The organism is Clostridium sp. Marseille-QA1073 (genome assembly GCF_054863625.1).
Genome location: NZ_JBSVQM010000007.1, coordinates 1 through 20,467, shown reverse-complemented (window position 1 = coordinate 20,467; position 20,467 = coordinate 1). Strand labels below are relative to the sequence as shown.

At 28.1% G+C, this 20,467-nt stretch carries 17 protein-coding genes; 11 read left to right on the top strand and 6 right to left on the bottom strand.

Going from position 1 to position 20,467, the window contains the following annotated elements; genetic code table 11:
• Window positions 1–20 precede the first annotated feature (20 nt).
• From ACY1IQ_RS08000 to ACY1IQ_RS07970, 7 genes are all read left to right on the top strand, one after another.
• On the top strand, window positions 21–377 hold the full coding sequence (locus ACY1IQ_RS08000) for a winged helix-turn-helix transcriptional regulator (RefSeq protein WP_461613457.1): 357 nt from the start codon (window positions 21–23) through the stop codon (window positions 375–377).
• A gap of 506 nt (window positions 378–883) precedes the next feature.
• Window positions 884–2,611, top strand: a complete 1,728-nt coding sequence (locus ACY1IQ_RS07995; protein ID WP_461613456.1) for an ABC transporter ATP-binding protein — start codon at window positions 884–886, stop codon at window positions 2,609–2,611.
• Window positions 2,611–4,392, top strand: coding sequence for an ABC transporter ATP-binding protein (locus tag ACY1IQ_RS07990; RefSeq protein ID WP_461613455.1), 1,782 nt, complete (start codon window positions 2,611–2,613; stop codon window positions 4,390–4,392). Before ACY1IQ_RS07995 ends, ACY1IQ_RS07990 begins: the two co-directional genes overlap by 1 nt.
• 429 nt (window positions 4,393–4,821) lie before the next feature.
• A complete protein-coding gene (locus ACY1IQ_RS07985) occupies window positions 4,822–5,334 on the top strand; it encodes a nitroreductase family protein (RefSeq protein WP_461613454.1) in 513 nt (170 codons plus the stop codon).
• A gap of 6 nt (window positions 5,335–5,340) precedes the next feature.
• Complete coding sequence (locus ACY1IQ_RS07980) at window positions 5,341–6,309, top strand: helix-turn-helix transcriptional regulator (protein ID WP_461613453.1); 969 nt, start codon at window positions 5,341–5,343, stop codon at window positions 6,307–6,309.
• 470 nt (window positions 6,310–6,779) lie between these two features.
• The gene (locus tag ACY1IQ_RS07975; protein WP_461613452.1) at window positions 6,780–7,616 is read left to right on the top strand and encodes a GTP-binding protein; all 837 of its coding nucleotides are present in this window, start codon (window positions 6,780–6,782) and stop codon (window positions 7,614–7,616) included.
• Complete coding sequence (locus ACY1IQ_RS07970; RefSeq protein ID WP_461613451.1) at window positions 7,585–8,736, top strand: hypothetical protein; 1,152 nt, start codon at window positions 7,585–7,587, stop codon at window positions 8,734–8,736. Before ACY1IQ_RS07975 ends, ACY1IQ_RS07970 begins: the two co-directional genes overlap by 32 nt.
• 239 nt (window positions 8,737–8,975) lie before the next feature.
• Here ACY1IQ_RS07970 and ACY1IQ_RS07965 read toward each other — a convergent pair whose 3' ends face one another.
• Window positions 8,976–9,572 carry a superoxide dismutase gene (locus ACY1IQ_RS07965; protein WP_461613450.1) on the bottom strand — a complete coding sequence of 199 codons (597 nt, stop codon included), beginning with the start codon at window positions 9,570–9,572 and terminating at the stop codon, window positions 8,976–8,978.
• 1,085 nt (window positions 9,573–10,657) lie between these two features.
• Window positions 10,658–11,140 carry a CarD family transcriptional regulator gene (locus tag ACY1IQ_RS07960; protein ID WP_461613449.1) on the bottom strand — a complete coding sequence of 161 codons (483 nt, stop codon included), beginning with the start codon at window positions 11,138–11,140 and terminating at the stop codon, window positions 10,658–10,660.
• 926 nt (window positions 11,141–12,066) lie between these two features.
• Between ACY1IQ_RS07960 and ACY1IQ_RS07955 the strand changes: the two genes are divergently transcribed.
• From ACY1IQ_RS07955 to pdxR, 4 genes are all read left to right on the top strand, one after another.
• On the top strand, window positions 12,067–13,233 hold the full coding sequence (locus tag ACY1IQ_RS07955; protein WP_461613448.1) for a bis-aminopropyl spermidine synthase family protein: 1,167 nt from the start codon (window positions 12,067–12,069) through the stop codon (window positions 13,231–13,233).
• A gap of 125 nt (window positions 13,234–13,358) precedes the next feature.
• A complete protein-coding gene (gene speD, locus ACY1IQ_RS07950) occupies window positions 13,359–13,760 on the top strand; it encodes an adenosylmethionine decarboxylase (RefSeq protein ID WP_461613603.1) in 402 nt (133 codons plus the stop codon).
• Window positions 13,761–14,661: 901 nt separating this feature from the next.
• Complete coding sequence (locus ACY1IQ_RS07945; RefSeq protein ID WP_461613447.1) at window positions 14,662–15,555, top strand: D-alanine--D-alanine ligase; 894 nt, start codon at window positions 14,662–14,664, stop codon at window positions 15,553–15,555.
• A 14-nt stretch (window positions 15,556–15,569) separates the two neighbouring features.
• A complete protein-coding gene (gene pdxR, locus ACY1IQ_RS07940; RefSeq protein ID WP_461613446.1) occupies window positions 15,570–17,030 on the top strand; it encodes a MocR-like pyridoxine biosynthesis transcription factor PdxR in 1,461 nt (486 codons plus the stop codon).
• Between the two features lie 151 nt (window positions 17,031–17,181).
• On the opposite strand, the gene ACY1IQ_RS07935 is transcribed toward pdxR, so the two are convergent.
• From ACY1IQ_RS07935 to ACY1IQ_RS07920, 4 genes are all read right to left on the bottom strand, one after another.
• Window positions 17,182–17,532: a hypothetical protein gene (locus tag ACY1IQ_RS07935; protein ID WP_461613445.1), complete on the bottom strand. Its 351-nt coding sequence runs from the start codon at window positions 17,530–17,532 to the stop codon at window positions 17,182–17,184.
• A 172-nt stretch (window positions 17,533–17,704) separates the two neighbouring features.
• Complete coding sequence (locus ACY1IQ_RS07930; protein ID WP_461613444.1) at window positions 17,705–18,715, bottom strand: 3-oxoacyl-ACP synthase III family protein; 1,011 nt, start codon at window positions 18,713–18,715, stop codon at window positions 17,705–17,707.
• Between the two features lie 298 nt (window positions 18,716–19,013).
• A complete protein-coding gene (locus tag ACY1IQ_RS07925; protein ID WP_461613443.1) occupies window positions 19,014–19,607 on the bottom strand; it encodes a hypothetical protein in 594 nt (197 codons plus the stop codon).
• A gap of 181 nt (window positions 19,608–19,788) precedes the next feature.
• Window positions 19,789–20,467: EcsC family protein (locus ACY1IQ_RS07920; RefSeq protein WP_461613442.1), on the bottom strand; the 679-nt coding region annotated here is incomplete at its 5' end.

Below are 20,467 nucleotides of genomic sequence, written 5' to 3'. Positions count from 1 at the left end.
ACCAAAAGGAGAGCAATGAAGTGGATGAAAAAATAGAAGTATACTCAGCACCATTTGAATATACGTTATCTATAATTGGTGGTAAGTGGAAGATGGTTATAATGTTTTGGCTATCTAAATGTAAAGTTATGCGTTATGGAGAACTAAAGAAATCTGTTAAAGGTATTACCCATAAGATGTTGAGTAGTCAACTAAAGGAGCTTGAATCTGACGATATTATAATCCGTAAAGAATATCATCAAGTTCCCCCAAAGGTAGAATATTTTTTATCAGAAAAAGGACTATCTCTTATGCCTATTCTAGAAGAAATGTGTAAATGGGGAAGTTTAAATTTTGATGATAATGGCTGTGGGGAATCAAAGGATTTAAAGAAATGAAATCACCTCTGGGGAACAGTAGAGAAGCCCTTTAGGGTTCCCTTGAGGTGCAGTATAGTTTGGATCAAAAACATTAAATTTATACTAATACTATGAAGATATACAATGTTATTAAGATATTGCTTAATGTGCAAATGTTGTTATGTATATCACTGCACCCCAGGGGTCTATGTAGAGAGTAGTTGCAGATTTAGATTTTGTGACTACTTTAATTTTATCTAAAACCTATGATTTTGTTATAGACCCCAGGGGTGAAAGTTAATACTAAGAAATATTAATAATTGTGAATTAAATAAAATTGTCCATTGTCAATCGTCAATTTTCAATTGTAGAAGGGTGTATAGATTTAAAGCTAAATAGAAAAATTATATATGAAAAGTACAAAATTTTTTAAAATATGTGTGGACATTAAAAAGTCATAGTATATAATATACTTTATACCATAAATCAGCAGGCTCATATTAAGAGTAATTTTAAACATATGATGAAAGGAGTTAGAGAATATAATGAAATTAATATTAAAATATTTAAAGAATTATAAACTGTTTATTATGTTAAATATAATATCGGTTTTTGGTTTTGCATTAGTTGAATTAGGTATTCCAACAATAATGGCTAAAATCATTGATGTGGGTATAGCTAATAGTGATATAGCTTATATAAAAGAAAAAGGTCTTATACTTGTAGCTATATCTATAATTGGAGTTATGGGTACTATATTAGTTGGATATTGTTCTTCAAAAATATCCACTAGCATAACTAGAGATATGAGAAACGATATTTTTAGAAAATCACAGGAATTTTCTCATAGTGAATATGATAGATTTGGAGTATCTTCAATGATTACTAGAACTACTAATGATGCATTCCAGTTATTACTATTTACTAATACTTTACTTAGAATAGCATTGATTACACCAGTTATGTTTACTGTAAGTTTAGTAATGATTCTTAAAACAAGTTTGCCATTATCTGTAGTTTTAGCAGTAACAATACCTTTTATAATAATAGGAGTAGTTATTATAGCTAAAAAATCTCATCCTATGTCACAAACTCAGCAAAAGAGATTAGACAAATTAAATCGTATATCTAGAGAGAATTTAACAGGGATAAGAGTAATTAGAGCTTTTGGTAATGATGATTATGAGAGAAAAAGATTTGGGAAAACCAATGAAGATTATACGGATATCTCCAAAAAGCTGCATAAACTTATGGCAGTCTCACAACCTACCTTCTTTCTTTTATTAAATATAGCTATTTTAGCGATACTTTGGATTTCAAGTAAGATGATAAATGTAGGAACCCTTCAAGTTGGGCAATTGGTTGCCTTTATAGAGTATTTATTCCATGCTATGTTTTCTATGATGTTATTTTCAATGGTATTTGTTATGTACCCTAAAGCACAGGTTTCAGCAGATAGAATTCAAGAACTATTAGAAGCAGATCCACTTATAAAAAGTCCAGAAAATGGAGTTAAAGACATACAAGCTAAAGGACTTATAGAATTCAACAATGTTACCTTTGCTTATCCAGATGGAGAAGAACCTGTACTTAAGAACATATCTTTTACAGCAAAAAAAGGAGAGACAATTTCTTTTATAGGAAGTACTGGTAGTGGAAAAAGTACTTTAATTAATTTGATTCCAAGATTTTATGATGTTACAGAAGGTAGCATAAAGATAGATGGAGTAGACGTAAGAGACTATGATTTAAATTCTCTAAGGGAAAAGATTGGATTTATACCACAGAAAACTTTATTGTTTACAGGTACTATAGGAAGCAATATTAGATTTGGTAAAAAAGATGCAGATAAAGAAGAACTTGAACATTCTGCAAAAGTATCTCAAGCTTACGATTTTATCACACATAAACCTAAAAAATTCGAGGAATCCATAAGTGAAGGTGGATCTAACGTATCAGGTGGACAGAAACAAAGATTGTCTATTGCGAGAGCTGTAGTTAGAAAACCAGAAATTTATATATTTGATGATAGTTTTTCTGCTCTAGATTTTAAAACTGATGCAACTCTTAGAGCAAAATTAAAAGAAGAAACAGGGGATGCTGTGGTTTTAATAGTTGCACAAAGAATAGGATCTATAATTGATAGTGATAAGATTATAGTATTAAATGAAGGAGAAATAGTGGGGATAGGTACCCATAGGGAACTATTAAAGAACTGCGAAATATATAATGAGATTGCATCATCTCAACTTACAAAGGAGGAGTTAGCATAATGAAAAAATTTAAAGCTAGTATAAGTAAAATTGCTCCTTTTGTAAAAACCTATAAATTTTCTTTTATTGGTGCCATAATATTTATAATATCAGCAGCTTTTTTTAATGCTGTTGCACCAATGACAGAAGGGCTAATAACAACACAACTTATAAAGGATGCAGTTAATATAGGAAAAGGTATAGAGGGAGCGGCTGTAAACTTTAATTATATTACAAAGGTACTTGGACTTTTGGCGGGTATATATGTATCTAGTACAATATCTACCTATATAGCAAGTTTTTTATTAACTAATGCTATTCAAAATACCATGAGAGATTTAAGAAATGCTATTCAAGATAAAATTAGAAAATTACCAATAAGTTATTTTGATAGTAACAGCTATGGAGATGTATTAAGTCGTATTACAAATGACGTAGATACAATATCTAATGCAATGCAGCAGAGTTTTATACAGATAGTTAATTCAATATTATCTATATTCTTAGCAGTTATAATGATGTTTAGAATTAATACTAAAATGGCTCTTTTAGCTATACTTATAATACCTTTAAGTTATTTAGTATCAAAGTTCATAGTTGGTAAGTCACAAAAATTATTCTATAGACAACAAAGAGCTTTAGGAAAATTAAATGGTACGGTTCAAGAAATGTATACTGGATTTAATGAAATAAAGCTATATGGAAAACAAAATGAAGCTATAGAAGAGTTTGAAAATATAAATCAACAACTTTGTAACACAGGATTTAAGGCTCAATTTATATCAAGTATAATGTCACCAATGATTTCTTTAATAAGTTATCTAGGTATTGCAGCTATAGGGGTTATTGGAGGAATTTACGCTATTAGTGGAGTAATAACAGTAGGTAACCTTCAAGCTTTTATACGTTATATATGGCAAATAAATCAACCACTTTCTCAAGTAACTCAGCTTTCATCTACAATACAATCTGCTTTTGCAGCAATTGAACGTGTATCTGAAATATTAAATGAAGAGGAAGAGATTCCAGATCCTAAGAACTCAGTAAAAATTGAAAATCCTCGTGGGGATGTTACTTTTGAACATGTTAAATTTGGATATAGTGATGATAAACCATTAATAAAGGATTTAAGTGCAGAAATAAAAAGCGGCCAAATGGTAGCTATAGTTGGGCCTACAGGAGCAGGTAAAACAACTTTGATAAATTTATTGATGAGATTCTATGATGTTAAAGGTGGAGCTATAAAGATAGATGGTGTAGATATTAGAGATATGAAACGTGAAGACTTACGATCAATGTTTGGAATGGTTCTTCAAGATACATGGTTGTACAAAGGAACTATTTATGACAATATTGAATATGGAAGATTTGGAGCAACTAAAGAGGAAATCATAGAAGCAGCTAAAATAGCTAATGTCCATCACTTTATTAAAACTCTTCCAGATGGATATAATATGATTCTTAATGAAGAAGCTTCTAACATATCTCAAGGAGAAAAGCAGTTATTAACTATAGCTAGGGCTATAATATCAGATCCAGCCATATTAATATTAGATGAAGCCACTAGTTCGGTTGATACTAGACTAGAATTATTGCTTCAAAATGCTATGAGAAACATAATGAAAGGAAGGACTAGCTTCGTTATTGCTCATAGACTTTCAACTATTCGTAATGCAGATTTAATATTGGTTATAAATGAAGGAAATATAATAGAGCAAGGAAATCATGAGGAGCTAATGAAAAAAGGCGGCTTCTATGAAAAACTTTATAATAGTCAATTTGCAAATAAGGAAGAAGCTTAATATATTAGAAGAATAAATAGTAGCATTTTGTATGCTACTATTTATTTTTTTATAATGTGCAGAAATATAATTACTATAGATAAAGTATTTTAAATAATTTGTAATTAGCAAATTCTCCATTGTCAATTGTCAATTCTTAATTGTATAAGGGTTCCCCTGAGGTGCAGTATAATTTGGAACAGTATCTAAAAATTAATTTTTTAAATGGATTTTTAATAGAAGTGACTGCAATTGCATAACTTTAAAATAAATCAATTTTAAATTTCTTAGTTTTTCAAAATAGGATTTCTAAAAAAGCTAATAATAACATAGTAATACTGACAGGTTTATGTCAGTATTACTATGTTATTATTAATATAAAATTATATAAAAGAGAAAATAAAATAGATATAAAACATTTGATAATAAAAAATATAAGGAGGATTTATTATGGAAACTATGGATACGATTTTTCAAAGAAGAAGTATAAGAAAATATGAAGAAAGGGAAGTTTCTGATGAAATCATAAAGGGGCTTTTAAAAGCTGCAATGGCTGCACCATCAGCAAATAACAAGCAACCTTGGGAGTTTCTAGTGATAAAAAATAAAGATCAAATGAAGAAAATAATTGAGGTTGATCCCGAGGCTACTCCACTTAAAGGGGCTTCAGTTGCTATTGCAGTTTGTGCAGATACAAATATTTATAGTGGAAAATCTGATATTTGGGCCCAAGATTGTGCTGCAGCAACTCAAAATATACTATTAGCAGCACATGATAAAGGGCTAGGTGCAGTTTGGATTGGTATATACCCTATGGAGCAAAGAACCAAAGATGTTCAAAGTGTACTAGCGTTACCTAAAGAGATAATTCCTGTCTCAATTATATCCATTGGTTATCCTGCTGAAAAGAAAGAACCAGCAAATAGATATAATGAATCAAAGGTACATTTTTATACATGGTAATTTAATATGCAAAAAATAGAACGATTAATGGCTATTATTTTAGCCTTAAATAATAATAAGAAAATGACCGCAAAAGAGTTAGCAGAAATGTTTGAGGTTGATATTAGAACTATCTATAGAGATATGCAGGCACTAAGTGAAATCAACGTGCCTGTGATATCTTATCCAGGTAGTGAAGGCGGATATGAAATATTAGATAATTATTTTATACCACCAATAATGTTTAATAAAGATGAGGTTTTTGCTTTACTTCTTGCTAAAAAGATAGTTGATATAATTAATGTTCCAGGTTATGCTGCTTTTGCTAATTCTGCATTTTTAAAAATTGAAAATCTCGTAAATAAATGTTTTAAAGAAGATTTTGAGGATATTCAAAAGAAAATAGTTTTTGATATAAAATGTAATGATATTACTATTGAAAATTCTTATGTTTTCGATATTGTAAAACGAGCACTTAAGTATAATTTCAAAATAAGGATAAGTCATAATAAAAATATAGAATCAGATTTAGTAGATCAGATAATAAGACCTTATGGAATTGTATTTGAAGATGGTATATGGTACATTGTTGCATTTTCAGAGTTAACTAATTCAAAAATTCATGTAAATATTGAAGAAATAAAGAGTATTTCTTTATTAGATGAAGTATTTGATTCCCCTAAGGATTTCAATATGGAGGATTACTATAGTACTTGTTGTTTTAAAAATGCATATGAAAATAAAAATAGTATAATCATAAAACTAAGGGTAAAAAAGGATTTATATCCTAGTATTAAGGATCATGTATTTTTTAAATATGGAGAAGTTAAGGAAGAAAAAGATAGCTATATAGTTGATGTGAAAACAACTAAAGTTGATTATTATGTGTCATTAGCTTTTAGATTTTTTAAAGGGGTAGAAATTCTTGAACCATTATGGGTTAGAGAAAAATTAAGAGATGAATTGAAGGAATTAAATAAAACCTATCAAATTTAATTTTAATAATATGAGTTCTGCTGAAAAATCAATTATAATTAAATAGACCTCTTGAAGAGTTAAGAGGATTTCGTATAATAAGATTAAACTTAAATATAAACATAAATATAAAAAATATAAACGTAAAGGTGATGTAAATTATGCAAAAAGAGGTAGTTTTAAATTAAACTAACTGAATAACGGTAATTTTTAGAATATAGATTAAAAAATCTTGAATATATCAAGGTTTATTTCCTCTGCAATTAATTTTTAAATTAATAGTAGATGTTTATTTATGTATTTCTAAAAATGACCAATATAATAATGAGCATGTTACACCTTATCTGCATAGTAGGAAATAGGAAAACCGTGTTCTAAACACGGTATTTTTATACCTATTTTTGCTATGTTTATATTTAGGTTATATAATTATGAGGCTGTAAATGGGCGTGTGTTCATTTGCAGTTTTTTTATTTAAGGAGATAATATATATGAAAATAATTAATATAGGAATTGTAGCTCACGTTGATGCTGGAAAAACAACTACAACAGAAAATCTTTTATATTATAGCGGAGCTATAAAGAAAATTGGTAGAGTTGATTTAGGTAACACACAAACTGATTCAATGGACCTTGAACGTAGAAGAGGAATTACTATTAAGTCATCAGCTATATCATTTATGTGGAATGATATTAAAATAAATATTATTGATACCCCAGGGCATGTAGATTTTATTTCAGAAGTAGAACGATCATTAAGTGTATTGGATGGAGCAATACTAGTTATATCTGCAGCAGAAGGTATACAATCTCAAACAAGAATACTATTTAATACGTTAAAAGCACTTAAAATTCCAACAATAATATTTATAAATAAGTTAGATAGAGTTGGAGCTGATTATGATAGGCTTATTAATGAGATAAAATCAACTATCTCTGATAGAATAGTTAGATTGCAAAAGATTGATGGTGAAGGAAGTAAAGATATTTCTCTAAATGATTTATTTGAAGAAAATATAATTAGCGATGATATGATTAATGTTCTATCAGATTTAGATGAAGCTTTTTTAGAAGCATATATTGAAGAAATAGAGTATGATAAAAAAGATATACAGGAAAAACTTTCATTCTATTCAAAGCAAGGTAGTTTATATCCAGTGCTTTGTGGTGTTGCATCAACAGGACTTGGCATTAGGAATTTATTAGACGGAATTTGTAGCTATTTGCCATTTTCTAATGGAGATAGTAATAATGAGTTATCTGGAGTAGTATTTAAAATTGAAAGAACAAATATAAATGAAAAAAAAAGTATATGTAAGGCTATTTGAGGGGCAAATATCTGTAAGAGATATAATTAGTGTACTTAGTAAGGATATGGTAGAAAAGGTTAAAAAAATTAGCGCGCTAGAAAATGGCAAGTTTGCTGAAGTATCAACCATAAAAGCTGGAGATATAGGAATATTATATGGCCTTAAGAGTTTTCAAATAGGTGATATTATAGGCGTAGAAAATCATAAAATGAAAAATATATCTATAGCTAAACCAACATTGAAAACTACAATTTCTGCTATTAATAAAGAAGAAAATAGGAATTTGTTTGAGATATTAACACTGCTTGCGGAAGAAGATCCTCTATTAGAGATAGGAACAGATAACAATCAGAAAGAAATATATATTAATTTATTTGGTGAAGTTCAAATGGAGATATTAAGTGCTGTCTTAGAGGATTCTCATGGAATAAAGGTAAAGTTTTCAGATATCCAAACTATCTATAAAGAAACTCCTAAAGGGGTTGGCACATCTATAATTCACATGGGAGATGATCTAAATCCTTTTTGGGCAACTGTTGGCTTAAAGATAGAGCCTTTACAAAGAGGAGAAGGGCTTAGGTATGTTTCCGATGTTTCAACAGGATCAATACCAAAATCTTTTCAAAATGCCATTGAAGAGGCAGTGATTAAGACAAGTAAACAAGGACTATTTGGATGGGAAGTTACTGATATAAAAGTTACATTAATTCATGGAGAGTTTAATAGTGTTATGAGTACTCCAGCAGACTTTAGAAATGTAACACCTATGGTATTTATGGAGGCATTATATGAGGCTAAAACAGATTTATTAGAGCCTTTACACGAATTTGAACTTAGAATTCCTAAGAATGTTTTAAGTAAAGCGATTTGGGATTTAGAAATTATGAGTGCAGCTTTTGAAAATCCTATTGTTATCGATGAGGAAGTTTATATAAAAGGACTTATTCCAGTAGAAAGTTCAAAAGAATATAAATTAAAAATAGCATCATATACTGGAGGTAAAGGGATGTTTGTAACAAAATTTTACGGTTATCAAAATACAGAGTTTAAGGAACATAAAGTACGTAAGAAAACAACTTATGACCCTCTAAATAAAAAAGAGTATTTACTCCACAAATTAAATGCAATTAGAGATTAATTTATATTATAAGAATAAAAGTTCATATCATTTTAATGTAGTGATATAAGTTTTATTTTAAAAATTAATAAAATAATTCGAAGAATATATATTCGTAGATGGCAAGAAAAAATAAAATTAAATGTATTAATATAGAAGTAAAGAACCTAGAAGAGTCAGCACAATTTTATAATTAATAAAAATAAAAATAAAAACCTGAAGGCCTAAAAACTTCAGGTTTTTATTAAAATTTATAGTATTTATTTTTTACTAGCAAGTTTGAATCTTTCGTTTACAGTATCCCAGTTGACTATGTTCCACCAAGCTTCTACAAAAGCTGCTCTTTTATTTTGGTATTTCAAATAGTATGCGTGCTCCCATACATCTAGAATTAATAAAGGTTTAACTGCCCATTGGGTTAAATCTTGATGTTTTTCTGCAGTTAATATTACTAATTTTTGAAACATACAATTCCAACATAGTATAGCCCAACCAGAGCCTTCTACTGCAACAGCTGCTGCAGAAAATTCTTTTTTAAAGGTTTCATAGTTTCCGAAATCTGTATTTATTTGGTTTAATATTTCGTCCTTAGGTTCTCCGCCATTAGGAGCCATGTTTTCCCAGAATAATGTATGTAATATATGACCTGCTCCGTGAAAAGCTAATTCTCTTTCGTAGTGTTTAATTAATGCGTAGTCACCTGTTTTTCTACATTCCTCAATTTTCATCTCTGCATTATTTAAACCATCTACATAAGTTTTATGATGAAGATCGTGATGTATTTTTAAAGTAGCTTCATCATAATGAGGTTCTAGAGCATTATATGCATATGGTAAATCTGGTAAAGTATGAGCCATTTTATCACCTCTTAAATTATAATTTTAGGCGTCTGAAATAAAATAACTAGTAAAAGATGAGTTGAATAGTTTATGTCAAACAAGGTATAGTTTCCATTTATAGTTGTATTTATTATTAAATTCTTACAATATAATATGGCAAAATACACTAGCATACTAAGTAGTTATTTTTAAAGATGCCCTGTGTGTTTATTATTACTCTTAGCTTATTTTTTATGCATAATGAAGTTTGCCACAAATGATAAGGCATAGAAGTAGAGCTTATACTTTATTTTAGGAAATTCATTAAATATAAGTTTTAGCTTAATTTCATTGAATAAGAAAAAAGATGAAAAGAAATTAAAAGTCAAAATCTATTTACCAGGAAATAGAGAAAATAATAATCTATTTTATAAAAAATAATATGATATAATATCAGTAAAATAGCTAATATAGAGTTCTACGGCATTTTAATTCACAATTCACAATGCAAAATGCACAATTAAGGTGGAAATTATTTTTGATCAAAATAATTTCTTTAATGGATTCTTTAACTAGCAATACAATTGTTGGTATTTTATTGTAGGGACGAACAGTGTTCGTCAGTTTTTTAATTGTGAATTGTGAACTGTGAATTTTGAATTTAGTAGTTTTAGTGGCAATACCAATAAATATTAATTATTTTCAGAGATAGATTAAATTTGGAACTGTATATCTATATATGAGTCTACAAATAACCTTTAATAAACAATTAATATTAAAAAACCTCATTTATAACTGTTACAGAAAACCGTACCATAAATAAATGAGGTTTTTAATACATTTAGTATTATTAAATCCTAATATAATTTTATATACAAAAATTATATTATTTAAAAAATATTTTTACATCTTTGTTCTATTATAATGAGTATATTACTATATAGGAAATGCATAAAAGAACTAAGAATGAAGGATATAAATCGAATAGATTACGTAATGATATATTTAAACTATCTAAAAAGTGGACAATATAAAGTTTAAAACTATATCAAGGAAGGTTATAAGATAGTTATTTATATAGTATAAATTTTGTTTTTATAAAAAAGAAGTTTATTATGATATTTTTAATCAATAATAGAATCTAATAAATCATTAGCTTCATCTTCAGTAATTTTTTTAATTAAAATTATCTCATCAATTAAAAATTTTCGCGCATTCATTAACATCTGACTTTCGCTTGTATTAAGGGCTTTTTCCTTATTTAGTTGGGTTAAGTCATAGACTACCTCAGCACCATCTTTTAAAGAACCCGTTTTAATTTTATCCATGTTAACTTGATATCTTTGCTTAGAATTGAGGGATTCATTTGGCTCTAATTCTCTAGCATTAAGATTGAATAATACGTTTTTAAGCGTAGAATCATCACTAATTAAACGTATATTTGCATTAGATATTCTCCAAGATGGAATCATTATCTCCATATTATTTGTTAACATTTTTATTATATAATATTGTTGCTTCTTCCCTTGAAAAACTTTCTCTTCTATACCTTGAATTACTCCTGCACCTTGCATTGGGTAAACAATTTTATCACCAATCTCAAACAAATAACTCGCCTCCATATATTGTATTCATTATATTAAGTATAACACATATGAAGTTTTTTATCAAACTTATAATAATATCACAGCCTATATAATCATGTCAATATTATAATTTGAAAAAAATTTCGAAGTTTAAATTACAATTAATGGAATAAAATAGTGATATATAATTACATTGTTTCTTTGAAATAAACAGTAGTAATTTATAAATTGTAAAACATATTAACTGATAAATTTACATAAAATGTTTTGGAAATAAGTTTACATATTGTGTGTTATATTTTTATATGCTATAATGAAAAGCATGTAATTAAGCATTAAAATTAAAAAAATGGAATTAAGGAGAGTGCTTTATGAGTGTAGGTGTTTTTAACTAACTAATTGAATAGTTATTTCTTAAAAACTTTTAAAAATCTGAGATATTTCAGGTTTGTTTGTTGATGAGTTTTTTAAGAAAAAGTTAGAACACGGATAGCATTCAACCTTATTATATATGTTATTAAGCCGTGCTTTTGCGCGGTATTTTTATACCCAAAAGGGAAATTGTATATTTTTTACTATAGATTTTGTAATTATTATATTAAGATCTAGCACTATTTGTTTTAAATTTCTAAGAGAATTTTTAAGGCTATAGGGTATTATTTTAGTATATACATTCTATAGTTTTAAGTAATACTATTTAACATATACGACTTAAAAGGCTGTAGTGACTTGATGTTGCTATAGCCTTTTCTTATTTCTCTATCTAATGTTTCTAACTTGGCTATGGGGTTAGGCATCTTTAAAAAAATAATAAACCAGTATGCTAGCCTATTTTCTATCATGCTGCATTGCCAGATATAAAATATACTAACATCTTTGGTTTATTATTTCCTTTCAGATGCCTGCATATTTTAAATTATTGATATTTGAGAGAGAGGTAGATACTAATGGAAAATTATTTAGAAACTGTAAATAAGAATGTAAATATAGATGAAGGAATACAAGCTATAACAAATACATTAATTAATATATATTTTAAAGAAGGTATTTCTACAAAAGAATTAGCTAGAAAAAATTTTTTACCCATCCCTGTAATTGTAGCTATAAAGAAAGAGCTTATCAAGTGTGATTTAGTAGTTCAGGATAGAGGGGTAAGACTTACTAGGAAAGGTAGAGGCTTTGTAGAACAAAATCTAGGCTTTTATGGCTTGAATATAGAGTTATATACGAAATTATTTTCTGAATCATGGGAGGATATTAAAGAAATTAATGAAGTAAAAGAAGCTTTAAATGAAATATTTATAAATCGTCCCCAGGCTGACGTTACTATAGATCAATCAAAATGTACGGTGGATACTGCTATAAAAAGAGCGGTATTATGTCTTAAAAACTCTGCATTGATAGGGAAAAGGATTTTATGTCTAGGTGATGATGATTTAGTAAGTATAGCTTTAGGATTTTTATTAAAGAAGCTATTTAAGGATATAAGATACAGTAAAACAAAAATCTTTGTTATGGATATTGATAATAGAATTCTTGATTATATAAGTAGTATAGCTAAAAAGGAAGAACTACCTATTAATTGTGAGTATGTAGATTTAAGATTCCCATTGTCAGAAAGTTTTAAGGGTCAGTTTGATTGCTTTTTCACTGATCCACCATATACTCTTCAAGGAATGAACTTATTCCTTTCAAGAGGACTTGAAGCTTTAAAAAATGAAAGTGGCCTTAACATATTTCTTTCTTATGCACATAAGTCCCCAGAATTTGAGCTTAATATGCAGAAATACTTTGTTGATATGGGACTTATGGTTTCAGAAATATTAACTGCATTTAATAATTATGATGGTGCGGAAATAATTGGAAATATAGGACAGATGATTATTCTTAAAACTACTAGTAGTAGTAAATCTTTAATAGAAAACTGTTGTCAAGAGCCAATTTACACTGGAGAATTAAAAGTAACAGTTCGCTTTTATAAGTGTAAGGAATGTGGAGAAATAATGAAAGTTGGACTTTCAGAAAAATTTAATACTATAGAAGAGTTAAAAGAAAAAGGTTGCTATAAATGTAATAATCAAATATTTCAGCTTGTTGAAAAAAGAAAAGCGTAGTATTAACAAATAATGGAGATTAGAATGCTTTTTAGCAATTCATTTATGATATATCTTTAGTATTATTAATGATTAAAGTTATTTAAATATCTAAGCTGATATTAAAAGGAGAGATTATGATTAAGATAGAACAACTTGGAAGACATATTTTAGTAGAGTATTATAATTGCGATAAAGAAATACTAAATAGTTATGATAAAGTTGAAGAATATATGCTACAGGCAGCAAAAGAAGCTAAAGCTACAGTGGTAGCAAGTACATTTCATATGTTTAATCCTTGGGGAGTTAGTGGAGCTGTTATTATTCAAGAATCACATTTAACTATTCATACATGGCCTGAATATGGATATGCAGCTGTGGATTTATTTACTTGTGGAGATACGGTTAACCCTTGGAATGCATTTGAATACCTAGAAAAAAATTTAAAGGCGGAAAAGGTAGATTATACAGAAGTATCTAGAGGAATAGTAGATCGTATTCGCAAAAATGCTAAAGAAGATTTGGGAGAAATTAAATTTAAGCCCTAAATTAGGAAAATTAAAAAATAACTAGTCAAGTATACTATCATACTGACTAGTTATTATATATAGATAAACTACATTGAGAATTAATATATAGCTACATCCTTGAGTATTTCAATTCACAATACAAAATTCACAATTATGGTGGAAATTAGTTTTAATCAAACTAATTTCTTTAACTTGCTTTTTTACTAGCAATACAATTGCTAGTTTTTTTCACTTCTGGGAAACAGTAGTGAAGCCCTTTAGGGTTCCCCTGAGGTGCAGCATAGTCTGAAGCAATACTAATAAATTCAACTAATACTATGGAGATACTACGGCTGCTAGTTCTTTATAAGAAGTGACTACATCACTTCAAAAAAGAAATCAATTGAAAACTTCTCTTATAAAAGATAAGTACCAATAATTCCTTATTGTCCATTGTTAATCGTCAATTATCAATTTTATACTAATATGAATTTAAATAATTTAATAAAATGATATTTTTAATCCACCATATAGGGAAATTCCTTATAAGATGGTGCTTACTTGATTTAATTTGATTTCATATAATTTAAATAAGGCATCTTCAAAAGAATAATAAACCAGTATGTTAGCCTATTTTCTATCATACTGCGTTGTCAGAACCCGCCCATAGCACTACTATGAGCAGAACCTGACGCCTTGTCTGATAGGAGGCATATTCAAAAAATAACTAGTCAGTATGCTCATCTATTTTGTATCATACTGCGTCATCAGAACTCCATGATAGTTAGACTATTATGAAGACCTGTCTCCTTGTCTGATGCAAAATATATTTCACATCTTTAACTAGCTATTTTATTTCATATGCCTAAAATATACTAACATCTTTGGTTTATTATTTTCTTTCAGATACCTTTAAGAAAAATTATATGGAGTGATTGAGATGAAGATAGGAGTAATGATGGGAGGGATTTCCTCGGAAAGAAAGATTTCTATACTTTCAGGTAAAGAGATATTAAATAATCTTGATAAAAGTAAATATGAGGTTTTACCTATAGTAATAAATTCAAAAGAGGAAATAATAGAAAAGGTTAAAGGAGTAGATTTTGTATTTATTGCCTTGCATGGAGCCTTTGGAGAAGATGGAATAGTACAAGGAGCATTAGAGAGCATATCCATGCCATATTCAGGTTGTAATGTTCTTACTAGTGCTCTTTGTATGGATAAGAAGCAAACTAAAAGAATATTAAAAAGTGAAGGAATAGTAGTTCCACCAGGTGTTGCAGTTAATGATATAAATCAATTACCAATGAAATTTATAGAAGATTTTGGTTATCCTATGGTGGTTAAGCCTAATAACGGAGGCTCAAGTATAGGAACATTTTTAGTAAACAATAAAGAAGAACTTAAAGATAGAATTTTAAGGGTATTACAATATGATAATGAGATATTAATTGAAAAATATTTAAGAGGACATGAATATACAATACCAATGTTAAATGGAGAGGTATTACCAATAATATCTATTAAAGCTAAAAATGAATTTTTTGATTATGATTCAAAATATGAGGATGATGGTGCTGAAGAAATTATTGCATCATTACCCTATGAACTAGAGAAAAAGATGAAACAAATAGCAAAGCAATGTTGGCATATATTTAATTGTAAAGCATATGCGAGAATTGATATTATAGTAAGTGAGGGAGTTCCATATGTGTTAGAATTAAATACTTTACCAGGAATGACAAAAAATTCTCTTTTTCCTAAGAGTGCAGAGGGAGCCAATATGAAATATAGTGAGTTATTAGATAAGATTATCGAATATTCACTAGCTTGAAAGGAGAAAGAACTTTGATTTTTTCATCATTTAAAATTAATAATGAGCTACCAATATATATACAAATTGAGGAGCATATAAAAGACAGTATAGCAAAAGCACTTCTCCAAAAGGGAAGTAAATTACCTTCTACAAGAGAAGTCAGTGAGATGCTGAATATAAGCAGAAATTCAGTAGTTACAGCTTATGAGAATTTAGAAAGTGATGGCATTGTTGAAACTTTAAAAGGCAAAGGAACTTTTGTAGCTATAGAAACAAAACTAGTAAGTGGAGAGTTCAATATTGATTGGAGTTCTAAAATTAATAGCTATGGAAGTGCTTGCAGAAATTTAGATATAATTAAAACTGAATTACCTTGGAAAAAAGGAATGATTTCTTTTAAAAGTATTGCTCCAGAAGAGAATTTATTTGATTTAGAGGAATTTAAAAGAGCTTTTCTAAACGGATTTTCTTTGGAAGGAGATAAGTTATTAAACTATGGCTATGCTAAGGGATATAGACCATTGATAGAGTATCTTATAGATTATATGAAGGAGAAAGGAGTTAATACAAAAGGAAAAGAAATATTAATAACCAATGGATTTACTGAGGGCTTCGATATAGTATTGAGTTCTTTAACAGTGCCAGGAGATATGATTATTTGTGAAAATCCCACTCATAATACTGCTTTAAAAATTATGAAGGCTCACGGTTTAAATGTTATTGGAATACCTATGACTTCTGATGGAATTGATACTAGAATATTAGAAGATACTTTGCAAAGTAATCTTGTAAAATTATCATATATTATTCCTTCATATCATAATCCCACTGGTGTTGTTATGAATGGTGAGAGAAGACAGGAAATATTTAGGATTTTTCAAAAATACGGGGTGCCTATAATAGAAGATGGTTTTAACGAAGAATTATTATATTCTGGTTCGCATCTTCCATCAATAGCATCCCTTTGTACAAAAGGTAATGGAGTTATTTATATTGGAAGTTTTTCTAAGATACTTTTTCCAGGATTAAGATTGGGTTGGATTTTTGGAGATGCTAAATTGATAGATATATTAGAGAGTGTTAAAAGGTCTAGAACTATTCATTCTTCTTTTCTTGATCAAGGAGCATTTTATCATTACATGAAAAGTGGGGCTTTTAATAGATATATAAAGAAAATTAGAAAATATTATGGATATAAGTATGAATTTACCTTAGAGCAAGTGAAAAAGTACATTCCTAATGAATATATAATGGGACAGGGAGGACTTCATATATTCATAAAACTTCTTAAGGGACTTAGTTCAAGGGCTGTACTTGAGGAATGTTATAAAAGAGGAGTAGTATTTACGCCAGGAGATATATTTTACACTGATGGTAGAGGTACAGATACTATAAGACTGGGTTTTTCAAGAGTTAATGAAGAGGATATAAAGAAAGGAATAAAAATTATTGGTGGCGTTGTTAAAGAGTTAAGTGAGGAAACTAAAAATTGAGTAAGTTAGTAATGATTAATCAAAGTTTGGAGCTAATTATAATAAATACTTTGAAATGAAATAACTAGTCAAGTATGTCATCATAATTGGCTAGTTATTTTTAAAAAGATATTTAAATATAAAATAATTATTAATCTTAGTATATGTAAGATTAACTATTTAAAAATTTTTCAGCATCATTTATATTATCAAAAAGGCTTTCTTGATCTTCTTCAAATACTCTCTTTACTTGCATTTTCAATACAGCAGAACTCATTATAAATGCAGCTTTTTTATATCCTTTCGCTTTTGCATAGGCTTTGCTTTCATTAAGTTTTTCATTGATTTCAGGAAGAACCGCTGTAGTCTTTGATAAATCAGTACAAATTTTAAAATTTGGACCTGCATTATCTACAGCTTTTTTGAAGTCTACTACATAATTATTAGCTTCTTCCATTTTCAAACTTCCTTCAACCACAACATAAATACAGTTTTTTAATTTATCATATCTTATTTTGTACATCTAAAATCCCCCTCGTATAAATAAAAATTATTAACTATTCAGATAATTTTTAGCCTCTTTAACATTTAAAAAAATTATTTGAGTGATTAAATAGTTTTGATAAATTAACATTAAAAGCTCAATTATTTAAAATAGCAACAACTCTATACAATTTTTTTATCTTCTAAAATTATTATAATTTTATTATTGCAGCAATGTGATTTTCACCTGCGCCTGAAGATGCAATTAAAAGAGTTTGACCTTCTTTAAGTAATCCTTTTTCCTTAGCTTCATAAAGAGTCACTGGTATTGAAGATGAAGCAAGATTTCCATACTTACGGAACGTCTGATATGAACGTTCTTTAGGTATATTAATTGAATCTCTCCATGCATCATGAGCCCAATCAGCTGGTTGATGAGAGAAAAACATATCAATATCTTCTGAAGTCATATTAGCTTTTTTAAGTGTTTTTTCAAGAATTTCTTGCATTATATCAACAGAGTTCTTTCCTACTCCATTTGTCTTAATAGGATTAGTTGTAAAGAATGGTCTTAGTGGAGATGGTTCAAAGAATCTTCTTCTTTTCTGATTTAAAGGCATTCTTTCAGCAAGTGTAAACGCATCATGATAATAACCATCAGAATTACAGCAAGATGCAACATATCCTCTTCCTTCAGGAACTTGTCCCATAACTATAGCACCAGCTCCGTCTCCTGCATATAAGCTTAAATAATCTGAGTAATCGAGAATTCTTGAATGAAATACAGAAGTTACGATTAAGATATTTTTAAACTCACCCATTGCTATTAAATTAGATGCAGTGGTAACCATTGTAACAAAGCTTGAACAACAAGTATCAATATGCCAAGCACCTGCATTTTTTAAACCTAATTTATATTGAACTAAACTTGCATTACTAGGAATTATTTCATCTTGAAGCATAGAATGAACCATGACAAGATCAATATCGTCCTTTGAAATACCAGCATCTTTAATAGCTACTTCAGCTGCCTTAACTTCTGCATCTGAAGGCAGCATATTAGTTGGAAACACTCTTCTTTCATCTATTCTTTCAAAAGGACTTTTTCTACCTTCGGGTAAATTTACTAGTTCGATATTTGTCCAAAAGTCATTTTTTCTAATTTCTTCTGGAATATATGCACCTATTCCTAAAATTCCAGAGGGCACGATTTCTTTTAACATTTAATTACCTCCCAACTGTTGTAAAAACTCAAAAATGTAGTAATAATATATAAAATATAAATATTATGCATTATTATATTTTATATATTTATTCTACAAGTTATTTTACATTCCTTTTAAAAATTACCTAATTTATATAATTTTACAACAATTATCGACTATATTTATCAATATTATATGTTGGGGAAATATTATGTATTTAAATTTTCAAAAATATTCATATTATTTTAAATTATTTAAATATTAAATTTAATATTATAAAGAAAACCTTATAGGATACTCTATAAGGTTTAATATATTATTTACCACAATTTTTAAATTTAAAAAAAGGAAATTTTAGTGATAAAGAAGATAAATAAAAATTTACTTCATCTTCTAAGGCATAATCATTATTACCAAAGAAGAGGGCAGGATTATTTTCAAGAAGATGTAGGCTTATAAGAATATATAAATTTAATGGGGTTATATTTATTGTAGCTGTATATAAGGGTAAAATAGCATTAGTGTTTGATATAATGAAAGATATAGAAGCATTAATTTCATCATCAATAGATATGTTATTATTTAGAGTTCTATGAATAAAGTCGTTAGCTACTTTATTATTATGAATTATAGAATTATTATCATATTCAATTATGTCATTCTGAATTTGACTTATATAAAGACCTATTATAAAATTTGAAATACTTATCTGAAGATTAGAAGAAGTTGTTATCATATTATTATTATTATTAGAAGGGTTTACACTTAAAAAACAATATATTCTATTAAAATTACGATACAATAATCTACCATCTTTTATTAAAGGATTAGAGTTGTTTAAGAATTGAGCACAAGGAGGGATTTCACCTTTAAAAGCATTACAGTTATAACATCTATAGAATCTACCCATATAGAGCCTCCATAAACTTAATGATATTATATACTATGATTTAAAATATAGAATGATATATTTTAGTAAGTGTTTAATTAAGTATTAAAGAATAACAAGTTAGCATTAATAAGTATTTTATTAAGTACTTTCTCTTGAACCCGTTATTAAAAATATTTAAAGAATAGAATACAAATCATAGTTATTTAAATAATCTCATTCTATATGAATTAATTGCTGTTTCACCAAGTTTATCTAACAATTTCGAATTAACATAAGCGCCAACTAAAGCTCCAATAGCTGGTAGCATTTGCATAAGTTTAGCAATATCAATATAGTCTCTATATTCCTGTTGAAACTTTCGCCAATCAAAGTAATTTATATCATTCGGCAATGAACTAGAGTATTCTTCCCATCTATCCATTTTTGAAAATACTTTATTTATATTTTCTTGACTAGAAAATGCAAGCTCAAATATATGAAGTATATATAGTCTTTCTTTATAATCACGAACATCAAATCCATAAATTGAAGCAACATCATATAAAAATTTTATTTTTATGCTAAGAAGTAATGGAAAGTCAGCAAGGCTCATAACAAACCCTCCAGCACCTGTACTGGCACCTTCTATCATAGCAGTCCTTTTATATGTTAAAATTTTTTCTTTTACTAATCTTTCTTTTTCTTCAAGATCTAAAATTCCATAAGGAGGTTTAGTAGCAATTTCTGAACCTAAAAGTACAAATTTAATCATATTTTTTATTGCAGATGTTAACATTTTATGATATTTTTCTGGAATTACATTATTAAATTTATTTTGTAAACCTTTTGATGCTTTGCTAATTATAGAAGGCTTTTTTCGCATTTTTGATTTCCAATTC

Coding starts and splice junctions, on each gene's coding strand:
- ACY1IQ_RS07995 (WP_461613456.1), top strand. CDS start 884: ATGAAATTAATATTAAAATATTTAAAGAATTATAAACTGTTTATTATG.
- ACY1IQ_RS07990 (WP_461613455.1), top strand. CDS start 2,611: ATGAAAAAATTTAAAGCTAGTATAAGTAAAATTGCTCCTTTTGTAAAA.
- ACY1IQ_RS07985 (WP_461613454.1), top strand. CDS start 4,822: ATGGAAACTATGGATACGATTTTTCAAAGAAGAAGTATAAGAAAATAT.
- ACY1IQ_RS07980 (WP_461613453.1), top strand. CDS start 5,341: ATGCAAAAAATAGAACGATTAATGGCTATTATTTTAGCCTTAAATAAT.
- ACY1IQ_RS07975 (WP_461613452.1), top strand. CDS start 6,780: ATGAAAATAATTAATATAGGAATTGTAGCTCACGTTGATGCTGGAAAA.
- ACY1IQ_RS07970 (WP_461613451.1), top strand. CDS start 7,585: ATGAAAAAAAAAGTATATGTAAGGCTATTTGAGGGGCAAATATCTGTA.
- ACY1IQ_RS07965 (WP_461613450.1), bottom strand. CDS start 9,572: ATGGCTCATACTTTACCAGATTTACCATATGCATATAATGCTCTAGAA.
- ACY1IQ_RS07955 (WP_461613448.1), top strand. CDS start 12,067: ATGGAAAATTATTTAGAAACTGTAAATAAGAATGTAAATATAGATGAA.
- ACY1IQ_RS07945 (WP_461613447.1), top strand. CDS start 14,662: ATGAAGATAGGAGTAATGATGGGAGGGATTTCCTCGGAAAGAAAGATT.
- ACY1IQ_RS07935 (WP_461613445.1), bottom strand. CDS start 17,532: ATGTACAAAATAAGATATGATAAATTAAAAAACTGTATTTATGTTGTG.
- ACY1IQ_RS07930 (WP_461613444.1), bottom strand. CDS start 18,715: ATGTTAAAAGAAATCGTGCCCTCTGGAATTTTAGGAATAGGTGCATAT.
- ACY1IQ_RS07925 (WP_461613443.1), bottom strand. CDS start 19,607: ATGGGTAGATTCTATAGATGTTATAACTGTAATGCTTTTAAAGGTGAA.